The organism is Thiocapsa marina 5811, from assembly GCF_000223985.1.
GTDB lineage: Bacteria > Pseudomonadota > Gammaproteobacteria > Chromatiales > Chromatiaceae > Thiocapsa > Thiocapsa marina.
This window is the reverse complement of the sequence record NZ_AFWV01000002.1, coordinates 453,712-467,739: the sequence shown is the minus strand read 5'-3', so window position 1 is coordinate 467,739 and position 14,028 is coordinate 453,712. Positions and strand designations below refer to the sequence as shown.

At 63.4% G+C, this 14,028-nt stretch carries 11 protein-coding genes, 1 tRNA gene and 1 rRNA gene; 5 read left to right on the top strand and 8 right to left on the bottom strand.

Annotation, left to right across the window (positions count from 1 at the left end; all coding sequences use genetic code 11):
- Together rrf and THIMADRAFT_RS04425 are read left to right on the top strand one after the other, a co-directional pair.
- Nucleotides 1-116: ribosomal RNA gene (rrf, locus tag THIMADRAFT_RS04430) — 5S ribosomal RNA — on the top strand.
- A gap of 183 nt (nt 117-299) precedes the next feature.
- Nucleotides 300-1,433 carry a DegT/DnrJ/EryC1/StrS family aminotransferase gene (locus tag THIMADRAFT_RS04425; RefSeq protein WP_007191775.1) on the top strand — a complete coding sequence of 378 codons (1,134 nt, stop codon included), beginning with the start codon at nt 300-302 and terminating at the stop codon, nt 1,431-1,433.
- 134 nt (nt 1,434-1,567) lie between these two features.
- Here the strand turns inward: THIMADRAFT_RS04425 and proB are convergent, their stop codons facing one another.
- The 4 genes from proB to rplU form a co-directional block, all read right to left on the bottom strand.
- Nucleotides 1,568-2,692: a glutamate 5-kinase gene (gene proB / locus THIMADRAFT_RS04420; RefSeq protein WP_007191774.1), complete on the bottom strand. Its 1,125-nt coding sequence runs from the start codon at nt 2,690-2,692 to the stop codon at nt 1,568-1,570.
- Nucleotides 2,693-2,710: 18 nt separating this feature from the next.
- Nucleotides 2,711-3,817: an Obg family GTPase CgtA gene (gene cgtA, locus THIMADRAFT_RS04415; protein WP_007191773.1), complete on the bottom strand. Its 1,107-nt coding sequence runs from the start codon at nt 3,815-3,817 to the stop codon at nt 2,711-2,713.
- Between the two features lie 91 nt (nt 3,818-3,908).
- Nucleotides 3,909-4,187 (bottom strand): 50S ribosomal protein L27, encoded by a 279-nt coding sequence (gene rpmA, locus THIMADRAFT_RS04410; RefSeq protein WP_007191772.1) that lies wholly within the window; start codon nt 4,185-4,187, stop codon nt 3,909-3,911.
- A 13-nt stretch (nt 4,188-4,200) separates the two neighbouring features.
- On the bottom strand, nt 4,201-4,515 hold the full coding sequence (gene rplU, locus THIMADRAFT_RS04405; RefSeq protein WP_007191771.1) for a 50S ribosomal protein L21: 315 nt from the start codon (nt 4,513-4,515) through the stop codon (nt 4,201-4,203).
- A gap of 262 nt (nt 4,516-4,777) precedes the next feature.
- Between rplU and THIMADRAFT_RS04400 the strand changes: the two genes are divergently transcribed.
- Nucleotides 4,778-5,746 (top strand): polyprenyl synthetase family protein, encoded by a 969-nt coding sequence (locus THIMADRAFT_RS04400; protein WP_007191770.1) that lies wholly within the window; start codon nt 4,778-4,780, stop codon nt 5,744-5,746.
- A 10-nt stretch (nt 5,747-5,756) separates the two neighbouring features.
- A tRNA-Pro gene (locus THIMADRAFT_RS04395) sits at nt 5,757-5,833 on the top strand.
- Nucleotides 5,834-5,943: 110 nt separating this feature from the next.
- Here THIMADRAFT_RS04395 and THIMADRAFT_RS04390 read toward each other — a convergent pair.
- A complete protein-coding gene (locus THIMADRAFT_RS04390) occupies nt 5,944-7,275 on the bottom strand; it encodes an MFS transporter (RefSeq protein WP_007191769.1) in 1,332 nt (443 codons plus the stop codon).
- A 249-nt stretch (nt 7,276-7,524) separates the two neighbouring features.
- On the opposite strand from THIMADRAFT_RS04390, the gene THIMADRAFT_RS04385 reads away from it, so the two are divergent.
- Complete coding sequence (locus THIMADRAFT_RS04385; protein WP_007191768.1) at nt 7,525-10,308, top strand: bifunctional diguanylate cyclase/phosphodiesterase; 2,784 nt, start codon at nt 7,525-7,527, stop codon at nt 10,306-10,308.
- A gap of 145 nt (nt 10,309-10,453) precedes the next feature.
- Here THIMADRAFT_RS04385 and serB read toward each other — a convergent pair whose 3' ends face one another.
- From serB to THIMADRAFT_RS04370, 3 genes are all read right to left on the bottom strand, one after another.
- Nucleotides 10,454-11,722 carry a phosphoserine phosphatase SerB gene (serB, locus tag THIMADRAFT_RS04380; RefSeq protein WP_007191767.1) on the bottom strand — a complete coding sequence of 423 codons (1,269 nt, stop codon included), beginning with the start codon at nt 11,720-11,722 and terminating at the stop codon, nt 10,454-10,456.
- Nucleotides 11,723-12,041: 319 nt separating this feature from the next.
- Complete coding sequence (locus tag THIMADRAFT_RS04375) at nt 12,042-13,268, bottom strand: SAM-dependent methyltransferase (RefSeq protein ID WP_007191766.1); 1,227 nt, start codon at nt 13,266-13,268, stop codon at nt 12,042-12,044.
- Nucleotides 13,268-13,996, bottom strand: coding sequence for a DUF1365 domain-containing protein (locus THIMADRAFT_RS04370; RefSeq protein WP_040729806.1), 729 nt, complete (start codon nt 13,994-13,996; stop codon nt 13,268-13,270). The genes THIMADRAFT_RS04375 and THIMADRAFT_RS04370 overlap by 1 nt, the downstream gene beginning before the upstream one ends.
- Nucleotides 13,997-14,028 lie beyond the last annotated feature (32 nt).

Below are 14,028 nucleotides of genomic sequence, written 5' to 3'. Positions count from 1 at the left end.
CCTGGCGGCCATAGAACACTGGAACCACCTGATCCCATCCCGAACTCAGACGTGAAACGGTGTCTCGCCGATGATAGTGTGGGGCCTCCCCATGCGAACGTAGGTCACCGCCAGGGCCTTACACCCAAACCCCCGCCTCAACAGGCGGGGGTTTTTTTATGATCGGGAAAAAGACGGCTCGACAGAAACCCGGTATCCTGATCGTAAACCGTGCCGACTTCGGCAGTCGTCAAGTCTGCCGGAGCCGATCCCATCCAACACATCGCATACCGCGCCGGGCGCGGTTTCAGGCGGAACGAATGCAATTCATCGACTTAAAGTCACAGTATCGACTGATCGAAGACGACGTGAAGGCCCGGATTCATGCGGTCCTGGAGCACGGGCAATACATCATGGGCCCCGAGGTCGAAGCGCTGGAGATTGCGCTCGCCGATTTCGTAGGCGCGCGGCACTGCATCGGTCTTTCAAGCGGGACCGACGCCTTGCTCGCAGCCATGATGGCACTGGAGATCGGTCGAGGCGACGAGGTCATCACCACCCCGTTCACCTTTATCGCCACCGGCGAGATGATTGCGCTGCTCGGCGTACGGCCGGTCTTCGTCGACATCGACCCGGTGACCTACAACATCGATCCCGCGCGCATCGAAGAGGCCATCACCGGACGGACCCGAGCGATCATGCCGGTGTCGCTCTACGGCCAATGCGCGGACATGGATGCCATCAATGAGATCGCCGCAAGGCACCGCCTGCCCGTGATCGAAGACGCAGCCCAGAGCTTTGGAGCCACCTACAAGGGGAAGCGGTCCTGTGCCCTGTCTTCGATCGGCTGCACGTCATTCTTCCCTTCCAAGCCGCTGGGTGCATACGGCGACGCGGGGGCTTGCTTCACAAACGACGACGAAGTGGCGAAAAGGCTGAAGGAGATCCGGAACCACGGTCAAGATCGCCGTTACCACCACCCGCGTCTCGGTCTGAACGGCCGCATCGATACGCTTCAGGCTGCGATCCTCCTTGCGAAACTCCCCCTATTCATCAACGAGGTCGATGCACGGAGTCGGCTCGGGGCACGCTATTCCGAATTGCTCCAGGCCCGAGGAGCAGTCTCCAGCGAGGCGAGCAGCGGCAAAGTGTTGACCCCGTTCATCACGCCGGGCAACGCATCGGTCTATGCGCAATACACCATTCAGGTCGAAGAGCGCGACCGGGTCGCGGAGGCGTTGGCTGCCGAAGGGATTCCGACGGCGGTGCATTATCCCGTGCCGTTGAACGATCAACCGGTGTTCCAGCCTAGCCTGGAGCGGTTTGGAACGCCTGTCAGCGCCCGCGTGGCGAAACGGGTGATGAGTTTGCCGATGCACCCCTATCTGTCGGACGAGGATCAAACCCGGATCGTTGATGCCGTCGCAAAAGCCGCCGGACTCGGCACCCCCTAAAGTCCGGCGATGGAGGAGGGTTGAAGGAGGATAATCGACGGTCTAAACCGCGTCCGCGGAGACGCGTGTTGATGGAGGAGAGATCAAGTCACCCCGGGACTCACCCTGATCACTCTGATCACTCGGGGCGCGGTTTAGAGCAACACCAAATTGTCGCGATGGATCAGCTCCTGCTCGTCGAGATAGCCGAGGATCGCCTCGAATCGGCTCGACGGCTGACCCTTGACCCTCTCGACTTCTTGGACATCGTAGTTGATCAAGCCGCGCGCCACTTCGCAGCCCGACTCATCGACGCACGCGACAACCTCTCCGCGATTGAAGGTGCCCTGCACCTTCTTGACACCGACGGCGAGCAGGCTCGTCCCTTTCTCGCGCAGTGCGCTCACGGCACCGGCATCGAGCGTGACACGACCACGCACCTGGAGGTGACCCGCCAACCACTGCTTGCGCGCTGCCTGAGGTCCCTGGAAGGGCACCAGCAAGGTGCCGACCCTCTCCCCTTCGCCGATCCGCCCTAGAACGTCTTCGCCGCGCCCGGGGGCAATCACCGTCGGCGTCCCCGAGCGCGCTGCGAGCCGCGCCGCACGAACCTTGGTCACCATGCCACCGGTACCCAACCCCGTGACGCTGCCGCCCGCGACTTGATCGAGCTGCGGATCGTCCACCCGGGTCTCGGGAATCAAGCAGGCATCGGCGTGCGCGCGTGGATCCCGGTCGAACAGACCATCCTGATCCGTCAGGAGGATCAGGAGGTCGGCCTGAATGAGGTTCGCGACCAGGGCCGCCAATGTATCGTTGTCGCCGAAGCGCAATTCGTCCGTTGCAACCGTATCGTTCTCGTTGATGACGGGGATCACACCGAGCTTGAGCAGGGTTCGAATGGTACTGCGGGCGTTGAGATACCGGGCGCGATCGGCCAGATCGTCATGGGTCAGGAGCACTTGTGCGGTGTGCAGTCCGCGCGCCTGAAAACAGTCTTCATACGCACGCACGAGCCCCATCTGTCCGATCGCGGCGGCCGCTTGCAGCGCATGGAGGGCTTTGGGACGCGCCTGCCAGCCCATCCGCGCCATACCCTCGGCGACAGCGCCGGAAGACACCAGAACGACCTCGTTGCCCGCCACGCGACGCGCACTGATCTGCTCCACCCACGGGGCCAACATGCTGCGCTCGAGTCCTGCGCCGTCGCGGGTCAAGAGTGCACTTCCGATCTTCACGACCCATCGACGCGTGAAGGGGATCATGGAGCGCGAAATCATAGGAAAGATCCAACCAGGTCAGTCGAGGGGGTGCCAATCGGTCTCGGGTGTTGCAGAATCGGAGGCGCCGTCCGTATCGCGATCTGCTCCTGCACGCTCGGCGGCGGCTTCCGCAGCCAAAGCCTCCAGTCGACTCATCAGATCGCCCATCAGCACGGCCGTACCCTCCCCCGTCATCGCCGAGATGCCGTAGACGGGCAGCGACCACTCGAGTCGGGAGATGATCTCCTCGCGCCGTGCCGCGTACTCGTCGGGGAGGAGGCGGTCGATCTTGTTCAGCACCAACCAGCGCTCCTTGAGCGCGAGTCCTTCACCGAACGCGGAGAGCTCCGCCTCGATCTTGCGAACCTGCTCGACGGGGTCGACCTCCTCGTCCAACGGGGCAACATCGACCAAATGCAGCAGAAAACGTGTACGCGACAGATGCTTGAGGAAATGACTCCCGAGACCTGCACCGTCCGCAGCACCCTCGATCACGCCGGGGATATCGGCAATGACAAAGCTCCGGTCCCGGCCAAGCCGCACGACGCCGAGGTTGGGATAGAGCGTCGTAAAGGGATAATCCGCGACCTTCGGGCGCGCGCTCGAGACTTGGCGGATGAGCGAGGACTTACCGGCATTCGGAAAACCGAGCAAGCCGACGTCCGCAAGCAGGATCAACTCGAGTTGGAGATCTCTACGCTCGCCCGGCGTTCCCGGGGTGAACTGTCGCGGGGTTCGGTTGGTGCTGGATTTAAAGCGCGCGTTTCCGATACCGTGAAAGCCGCCTTGCGCCACCAACATCTGCTGCCCGGACTCCAGGAGCTCGCCGATCAACTCGCCGGTCTCGCGCTCGAGGATGCGAGTCCCGACCGGGACACGAATGACGAGATCCGCGCCGGCACGACCCGTCATGTCCCGCCCTCTCCCGTTCTGCCCTCGCTCCGCGCGATGCACGCGCTGGTAGCGCAGATCGACCAGGGTGTTCAGATTCACATCGGCGACCAGGTAGACGCTGCCGCCGTTGCCGCCGTCCCCGCCGTTGGGTCCGCCCTTGGGGATATATTTCTCGCGACGAAAACTGACGCAGCCGCTACCGCCGTCGCCTGCCTCGACCCGAATGAACGCCTCGTCGACGAATTTCATAACTCAAACGACCTCATCGCCAAAACGAAAAGAGCCCCGCCGAAACGACGAGGCTCGCGAGCCCGTTGCGATGGGTCGGCGCCCGGAACGATCAGGCCGAGCCGACGTCGGCGGGTTTCTCGACCACCGTCACGAACTTCCGATTTTTCGGGCCTTGCTCGACAAAGGTCACGACCCCGTCGCGAAGAGCAAAGAGGGTATGATCACGTCCGCAGCCGACATTCACGCCACTGTGGAATCGTGTGCCCCGTTGCCGAACGATGATGGAGCCGGCCTTCACGACCTGCCCGCCGAAGACCTTGACGCCGAGCCGCTTGGATTCCGAATCACGCCCGTTGCGCGAGCTGCCGCCAGCTTTCTTGTGTGCCATGGGAGTCTCCTCTTCAGCCGGCGCTGATCGCCGTGATCTTCAGGGCCGTGAACGATTGGCGATGGCCCTGGCGTTTCAGATGGTGCTTGCGACGCCGAAACTTCACGATCATGACCTTTTTCGCCCGGCCATGACCTTCGACGGTCGCACTGACTTTACCGCCCTCGACGTAAGGCTTGCCGATCTTGACATCGTCTCCGTCGGCCACCATCAGAATTTGATCGAAGTCGACAACAGCGCCTTGCTCCGCCACTATCTTTTCCACCTTAACGGTGTCGCCTTCCGAAACCCGGTACTGTTTGCCACCGGTTTGAATGACCGCGTACATGTCTGAAGATCCCCAAAACCATTCGGCGAGGTCGGCGACAGGCGCCGAAACAAAAGAAGCGGAATGCTACTCGACGAGCAGCCCCCGGTCAAGGACCTTGTCGCGAGTCCGGTCCGAGAACGGCACCCGGGCCTTGGCCCATCGGCGGGCAAACCCGCACCGGATCCGCAAGACACGAGCCTCTCAGCCCGCCTCCGACTTGACAGCCCCCCATCCCGCACCTAGCATCCGCGGCCACGATCAGTCAGTCCATCGACACTTCATGGATATCACCGCGCTCAGACAACCCGTCGCCGAAGACGTCAAGGCCGTTGACGCCTTGATCCTGCGTCGACTCCGGTCGGACGTGGTGCTCATCAACCAGATCGGCCACTACATCGTCAACAGCGGCGGGAAGCGACTGCGCCCGCTCTCGGTGCTCCTGGCATCTCGAGCCTGCGGTTACAGCGGGGATCGCCACATCGATCTCGCCGCCGTCGTAGAGTTCATCCACACGGCGACCCTCCTGCACGACGACGTCGTCGATGCCTCCGAGCTCAGACGCAACCGCGAAACGGCCAATGTGGTCTGGGGCAACGACGCCAGCGTGCTGGTCGGCGACTTCCTTTACTCCCGCGCCTTCGAGATGATGGTCGATGTCGGCAATATGCGCGTCATGGACATCCTCTCCCACGCGACCAACCGGATCGCCGAGGGCGAGGTGCTCCAGCTACTGAACACGCGCGACCCCGACACGGATCAGAGCCGATATATGGAAGTCATCACGCGCAAGACGGCAACGCTGTTCGAAGCGGGCGTGCGACTCGGTGCCGTACTCGCCGGATCCAACCCCCGTGTCGAAGAAGCCGCCGCGAGCTACGGCCTGAATCTCGGGATCGCCTTCCAACTCATCGACGACGCGCTCGATTACAGCCCGGCAAACGCCGAGCTCGGCAAGAACGTCGGCGACGACCTCGACGAGGGTAAACCGACCCTTCCGGTGATTCGGGCGATGGACGTCGGGACACCCGAGCAAAAAATCCTGCTGCGCAAAGCCATCGAAGAAGGCGGCCGCGAGCACATGGAATCGGTCGTCGAGGTGATTGCGTCGACGGACGCCATTACCTATACTAAGCGGCTTGCGGAAGACTACGCGGATCAAGCAAAGCGCGCACTGAGCGCCTTTCCGCCCTCCCCCTCCACGGACGCCTTGGCGACGCTGGCGGATTTTTCGGTCGACCGCAAGCATTGACAATCCGTTTCGGGGTGTAGCTCAGCTTGGTAGAGCGCTGTCTTCGGGAGGCAGAAGTCGCTGGTTCGAATCCAGTCACCCCGACCAAATTCGTGAGCTCAAAGTCATCCGAATGAAAAAGCCGGCTAATGCCGGCTTTTTCATGGCTGCGATCCGCCACCCGGGCGATGCACGCCGCGGTGCTCGAGGCCACCCGCTCATTTCAGCGAGGCTTGATTCTCCGCGTGTGCACTCGACGGTTGCGGCGAATGCCTGATGCGCACATAGATGCTCGCGAATACGAGAATGACGTTGATGACGCCCACCACGATAAAGGGTGCGCGGGGATCGATCCGATCGAACAGATACCCGCCAACCGGCGTAATCAAAAGAATACCGATTGCCCCGGCGACGTTGAAGGCACCGAGCACGGATCCCCGCTGTCCGACCGGAGCCTCCTTGCCGATCAGCGATTGGCCACCGAGGTAGACACTGATCTGGCCGATCCCAAGCAGAATAAAGAAGATCGGACCGTACGACGACAGCGGATCCTCGAGCACCAACAGACTCAGGTTGCCGAGTGCTGCCAGCGCCATGCAGATCGCAAGCCCGGTGACCCTGTCGATTCGGTCGAGCAACGGACCTAGAACCGGTGCCCAGACGAGCGCCGAGATCTGGGCCATCACGAAGATCAGGGTGCCGCTCATCACCGCCGACGCCGACTCCATGCCGGTCGCCTTGGCCGCCAAGGTGCCCCAGAGGACGAGAAAGATCGCGTTGACCGATTGGTCGCCGCGCGCGATGAATGCAGATGAGTAGGCGAGGAGGATGCGCGGATTGCGCCCGTGCGCAAACCCGCCGACCAAGAGCTCACGTACGCTCGGACGATCTTGGAGCCGAACGGGCACACCCGGTTTGAGGCCCCAAAGGAGCAACAGGGCCACCGCAACGGCGAGACCCGCGACGATAAAATGAGTCAACCTGCCCGCGGTGACGCCATCGAAGCCCGCACCGGTGAACACCTTCGGCATGGCGCCCAGACCCTGACTGATGAGTACGACACCCAAGCCGCTCATGACACCGACGATGGCCACCAACTTCCCGCGCGATCGTTCTGCCGGATAATCGGCAAGGACGGTCGACAACCCGCCCGCGACCGCGACCACGCCGATCGCGTAGAGGATCCGGTAGACATAGAGCGCCTCGACCGATTCCGCGAGCGGATAGAGGACGTAGGTCAGAGCCAGGACCAGAAAGCCAGCGGCATAGACCCCGCGGCGACCGATTCGGTCCATGAGGACACCGGCCGGCAGAAACAGGAGCAGGGTGACGATCTCGGTCAGGAAGACAAGGTTGCCGCTGATCGCGCCTTGCTCGGACTCCGGAACCCCGAGATGCTCGTTGAGGATGTAGGTCTGACCGATGGAGATGAAGATCATCAGCCCGATCGAGAAAAACGCTGCGGCCAAAAAGGTCCATCCGTTCCGAGGCAGAACGGACGGCGCCAAGTGGATCGGGCCGATCCGGTAGGTCCGGTCGAGGTCGGGCATCTGCGGATCTCCGGCGAGGGGCCATTGCAGTGTGGAGTGTCGGGCCGGCATTATCACATCAGGCGCTGGATGCGGATACTCCGTTTGCCGATCGGCACGACAACGACGAATCATGCTGCCTGCCATGAGCCGGGCAGCACGAACAGCGCGCGGTTCCGACATCGCGCCGCACGCCCGACAACCACCGTAAATGCCCGAATGGACATGAGGCCAAAGCGACCGACCGGTTCACCCCCGAGGACCCGATGGATGTGGCTGCCCACCGCATACAGCCCCGCAGTCGCGTTCGCGGCCGATCCCGCGTCGTTGCCGCCTGCGTCCATCGTGGCGGGAGCCGTCGCCGCACTGCTGCTCCTAGCGGTCGTTGCCGTCGGTGCGGCCCGGCATTTCGGGAACCGGTATCGCGAGATCGCCGCCGAGCTCGCGCAGGCGCGAGACGCGCACGCCGCGCTCGAAGAGCGCTTGACGCGGAGCGAGCGCTTGGTCGAAGAGACACAGCGGCTCGGGCACCTCGGAACCTGGACGTGGGATGCGGAGAACGATCGACTCGAGTGGTCTGCCGAGGTCTACCGCATCTTCGCTGTCCCGCCCCAGAGCTTTCCCGGCAACTACAAAGGCTTCCTCGACTGCGTTCACCCGGATGACCGCGCTCGGGTCGAGCACGCGGTTCGGGCCGCCATCGTGGGGAACCTAGATTACGACTGCGAGCACCGGATCCTGCTGCCCGACGGGGCGGTGCGTTACCTCCATGAGCGCGCGACGCTGACCCGCCATCACCGACGCCCGGCGTCTATGACGGGAACCGTGCGGGATGTCACCGAGACGCGACGCGCCTGGATGCTTCAGGAAAGCCGCATTCGCGTCATGGAGTTGATCGCGGACGGCGCTCCCGTGCAGGAGGCGCTCGACGCGATCGCCACATCGATCGAGACGCTCGACCCGGGTCTCATGTGCTCGATCATGCTGATGGACAATACGACACACCGCCTACGCGTCGGGACGGCACCGAGCCTTCCGGATCGGCTGGTCGAGGCGATCGATCGCCTGGCGGATGAACCGACCACGGGGACGGCCCATCGCCCGCGCGACGAGTCTCTGGTGATCGCGGATGTCCTCTATGACCCCTATTGGCAGGCGCTGGCAGGAATCACCCAAGAGAGCGGTGTCCGCGGCTTCTGGTCCGAGCCGATTCGCGATGCGGGCGGGAATATCTTGGGGACCTTCGATATCTATTCGCGGGCACCCGGCAAACCCGATGCGGAACAGCTGATGTATATCGCTCAAGGCGCTGCGCTGGTCGCGGTCGCCCTGCAGCAGGTGCGCGACCGCGCGGCACGCATCGCCGCGGAGGAACGCGCTCGGCTCCTTCTCGAGGCGACCGGAGAAGGGGTATTCGGGCTCGATCCCGACGGCGTGACGACCTTCATCAACCCCACCGGCGCGCGCCTTTTGGGATACGACCCAAACGAGCTGGTCGGCAAACCTTGTCCCGCCGCCACCTACGACGCCGCCGACGAAGGCGACCGCGACGCCCCCGCCTGCCGCATGCTCTCGGTGATGCACACGGGCAAGGACATCGTGGTCAGCGACGAGATCCTGCAGCGACGCGACGGCACGGCGTTTCCGGTCGAATACCGTGCCACGCCGATCCGCGTCGGCGACTCCGCCACGGGTGTCGTCGTCACCTTCCACGACATCACCGAACGCAAACGCTCCGAAGAGCAGATTCTGCGACTCGCCTACTACGATAGCCTCACCGGCCTGCCCAATCGAACCCTTTTCAAGAACCAGCTCGCCAAGCGACTCACCTCGGTCCGGCGCGCCGATAAGGGCTTTGCGCTGCATTTTCTCGATCTCGACCGTTTCAAAGAGGTGAACGACACCCTTGGTCACCCCGTAGGCGATTTGCTCCTGAAGGAGGTCGCCCAACGCCTGTCGAGCCTCGTTCGAGGCATGGACACGGTCGCGCGCTTCGGCGGCGACGAGTTCGCCGTGATTCAACCGGATGCGCAGAGCATCTCGGATGCCGCCACCCTGGCGGCAAAGATCGTCGAGCACCTGAGTCGGCCCTATTCGATCGACGGACATGCCGTCACCTGCGGGGCGAGCGTCGGTGTCGTCTTCGTACCGAAGCCGGATATCGACCTGGAAACCCTCCTCGGCCGTGCCGATGTCGCCCTCTACAAGGCCAAGAACAACGGACGCGGCAGCTACGCATTCCACACCGACGCCATGACACGCCAGGTCCGCCGCGATGCCGCCCTGACGGATCGAATCGATCAGGCCGTACGCAGCGGCGAGCTCTTTCTGCACTATCAGCCGCAGGTCGAGCTCGCGAGCGGACGCATCACGGCGGTCGAGGCACTGGTGCGCTGGCGCCATCCGGTGGAGGGAATCCTCCCGCCGGGTGATTTCGTACATCTCGCGGAACGCCGCGGACTCTTCCACGTCCTCGGCAGTTGGGTGCTGAGCACGGCGGCGCGCGAGGCACGTCGTTGGCACGACCAAGGCCTCGCCTTCGGCCGTGTCAGTATCAATGTCTCGCCTCAGCAGGTCCGCGCCGGCTGTCTCGCAGATGATGTCCTCGCAACGGCCGAGGAGACGGGTCTCGATCCCGCCCGGCTCGAGCTCGAGCTCACCGAGACCGCGATGATGGAGTACGGCGAGCACTATCGGACCCAGATTGCCGTGCTCCGGGATCTCGGCGTTCGGCTGGTTCTCGACGACTTCGGGACCGGCTTCTCCTCCTTGACCTATCTGCGTCGCTCCGCGGTCAGCACGCTCAAGATCGACCGCCAATTCGTCCTCGAGCTCGACGACAACACCGACGCAGTCGAAACGGTTCGGGCGTTGCTTGCCGTCGCGCAGGCACTCGATCTCGACACGGTGGCGGAGGGCGTGGAGACCCGCGAACAGGCCGCGCGCTTGGCGGCAATGGGCTGTCGGTGCGCACAAGGGATGTGGTTCGCACCTCCGATGGAGGCAAACGCCATCGAACGGCACCTGAGAGAGGGATTCATTCGACCCGAATGAGACGGCGATCGGGCGCCGACATGGCGCAACGAGCGCGATACCGCTGGCAGGTTCGCGCGGGGGCTTGGATGACTCAAGCCGACCCGAGCAGCGATCCGACTGGATTGATCGGCCGCCCCGCGCGGGATTTCGGACGGACGCTCGGCTAGACGGACGCCGCTGCGAGCGCCTCGTCGCTCGCCGTCGACACACCTCGCGAGAGACGCTCGAGGTCGCGGTCGCGCATCCCGAGCAGATAGAGGATCCCGTCGAGCCCGACGTTCGCGATGGCGTGACGTGCTTGCCTGGTCACGATCGGCTTAGCGTGAAACGCGATCCCCAGGCCGGCAATCGCGAGCATCGGCAGATCGTTCGCGCCGTCGCCCACGGCGATGACCTGCTCCAGGCGGATCCCCTCGCGGGCAGCAATCTCGCGCAGCAGCTCGGCCTTGCGTGCCCCGTCGATGATCTCGCTCGAGACCGTGCCGGTCAGCTTGCCGTCGCGAAACTCCAGTGAATTGGCATAGACGTCGTCGATTCCGAAGCGACGCTTCAGGTGCTCGGCGAAATAGGTAAAGCCGCCCGAGAGGATGGCGATGCGATAGCCGAGCTGCTTGAGGCTAGCGATCAACCGATCGGCGCCCTCGGTGATGGGCAGGCGCTCCGCGATCTCGCCGAGCACCGACTCGTCGAGCCCTTCGAGCAGCGCGATACGGCGGCGGAAACTCTCCTTGAAGTCGAGCTCGCCGCGCATCGCGGCCTCGGTGATGGCCGAGACCTCGGGCCCGACACCGGCTGCCGCGGCGAGCTCGTCGATCACCTCGGTTTGGATCAGGGTCGAGTCCATATCGAAACAGACCAGACGCCGGTTGCGCCGGAAGATGTCGTCCTCCTGCACAGCAACATCCACGTCCAGGATCTGCCCGAGCGCCAGCAAACCCGCGTGCAGCTCGGAGAGATCGGCGACCGCGCCGCGAACCGAGAGCTCGACGCAGGCAAGCGGATGGCGCTCCGCCACACGCCGAGAGAGGCGCCCGGTCAGCCGCGTGATCCGATCGACATTCAGACCGTATTCGGCGACCACGGCGGACACCCGCGCGATGTGCTCAGAATCGATCTCGCGACCCAGCAGGGTGAGGATATGCCGCGGCTGCCCTTGCTCGGCAACCCAGTCTTCGTAGGCGTCGGAATCGATGGGCGTAAACCGAAGATCCAGCCCCATTCCATGGGCAGTAAACAAGAGATCGCGAAACACGGGGCAGGATGCGCTGTCGGCCGGAAGCTCGACGAGAAGACCCAGCGCCAAGGCGTTGTGGATGGTCGACTGGCCGATATCGAGAATCGGCACCCGATACCGTGCCAGAATCGCGGTGAGGGCCGAGGTGATCCCCGGACGGTCTTCGCCCGAGACGTTGATGAGGACGATCTCGCTCATGCGGTTTCCATTGCGCGTCGATTCTACGGAGGCTTCGGCTCGTAAACCGCGCCCTGCGCGGTATGGGATGTTTTTGGACGGGATCGGCCCCGGCAGACTTGACGGGCGCTGGAGACGGCGCGGTTTAAGATATTAAAAAATAGACCATTTTAAACCGCGCCCCCGCTAACGGCTGTAGATGCACCGAAGGCCGACCTCGCTCGAAATTCAGCATCTCGCTCCGGACGCGGTCTAACCGGCCGCGGGCAGTCTAACTGCTCCGGCACGCGCAACGGTGCAAAATTCGTCGGACTGCGCCCGCGCTCCCACGCAACCGACATCAAGACCCTGGCGGGACCTCGAGGATCGTTTGGGTCAGATCGATGCAACCCGTTTTGAAGCCGGTCTCGCAATAGGCCAGATAGTAGTCCCACATCCGGCGGAAACGGGCATCGTAGCCGAGCCGAGCCACCTCCTGATCGACCGCATGAAAGGCGAGACGCCAACGTCGCAGGGTCTCGGCATAGTCGAGGCCGAACCACGCGGTCTCGCGAATCAGAAGATCCGCATCCTCCGCCTCGCGCGTCATGCGCTCGGGCGTGGGCAACATCCCGCCCGGGAAGATATAGAGCTGAACGAAGTCGGGTTGCTTGCGATAGACGGGGAAATCATCCTCGTTGATGGTGATGACCTGCAAGGCGATTCGACCGCCCGGCCGCACCAGCCGCCGCAACGCCCGGTAGTAGGTCGGCCAGAAGGCCTCCCCCACCGCCTCCATCATCTCGATGGAGACCGCGTGGTCGAAGCGACCCTCGATGTCGCGATAATCCTGAAGCCGCAGGTCGACGCGATCGGCAAGACCGGCGGCCTCGAGGCGCTCGCGCGCATAGGCGAGCTGCTCGCGCGAGAGGGTCACGCCCGTCACGCGCAGGCCGCGCCGTGCCGCCAGCTCCGCAAAACCGCCCCATCCGCAGCCGACCTCCAGGATATGCTCGCCGGGCTTGGCGTCCAGCGCATCGAGCAAGCGCAGATATTTACGTTCTTGGGCCGATTCCAGACTGTCCCGCGCCGTGTCGGCAAAGAGCGCGGAGGAGTAGGTCATACTCGGATCGAGCCAGCGCCTGTAGAAGTCGTTGCCCAGGTCATAGTGATGGGCAATGTTGCGACGACTGTTGATGGGATGATTGTCGCGCAGCCGATGAGAGAGTCGATCCCAAAGCCGCGACCATCGCATCCCGCGCGGCCCGACACCCAGGTGCTCCATATTGTCGTAGAGAACCTCGAGCAATCCGGCGAGATCGGGCGTCGTCCAATGCCCTTCCACGTAGGATTCGCCGAATCCCACCTCGCCACGGGTGAGCAGCCGACCCGCCATCTTGAGCGGCGACTGCACCTCCATGACGCCGCTCGCGCCCGGGAAACGGCCGCGGTGCAGGGTGGCGCTCCCGTCCGGGAAACGCACCAGAAGCTGGCCGAACGCGAGGTGCCGGCAAAACCCGCCGATCAGCCGGCTCGACCAGCTCGATCGGCGGGAAAGGGGTTCTTCGATCAACTCCTCTGCGGACATCAGGACACCTCCTCTAGGGGTGGAGTCGGCTTGGCATGGTAGCGCCCTCCCTTGAGCCAGATCTTCAATGCCTGCCAATGGATCATGAGAACGACCTTCAGTGTCAGGAAGGGATAGGCGAACGCGGCGCGTAGCAGCTTCGTGTCCGTGATCGTCTCCGCGATACCCTGCTGGACGGCCACCAACATCAATGACGCGTCCTGATACTCGCGGATCACGATCGCGTGTCGATCGCCTTGCCGGGTAAACCGGAAGTGGTAGTCGGCGTTCATATCCACGAAGGGCGAGACGTGGAAGTCCTTGCGATGCGCGTGTCGGATCGGCCAGTGCATCGGCGCGCCGTTCTCGTGCAACAGATAGCTGTGGGCCTCCCCGAAGGTATTGTTGACCTCGCACAGCACCGCGACAGGCCTCTCCGACCGATCGAAACAGGTCCAGACACTCAGCGGATTGAAGACGAATCCGAGCACCCGCGGAAAACACTGCAACTCGATGCGGGCAATCTCCATCTCTTGACCGCGGGAACGCAGTCGCTCGATCAACCAGGGCTTGAGCGCACGACCGTCGCGCCCGCCGTGATCGCGATCGTAAAAGGAGAAGAGGTTGAATCGATTGTGCGAGAACCAGCGGCAATCGCGCGCGATCTCTCCGACCCGCTCGACATCCAGCAACATGCTGAACACCCGATAGACGAAGCGATAACGCACCGGAAAGAGTCGCCGATGCATGACATCGCCGAAGATGATTCGACCGGCAACCG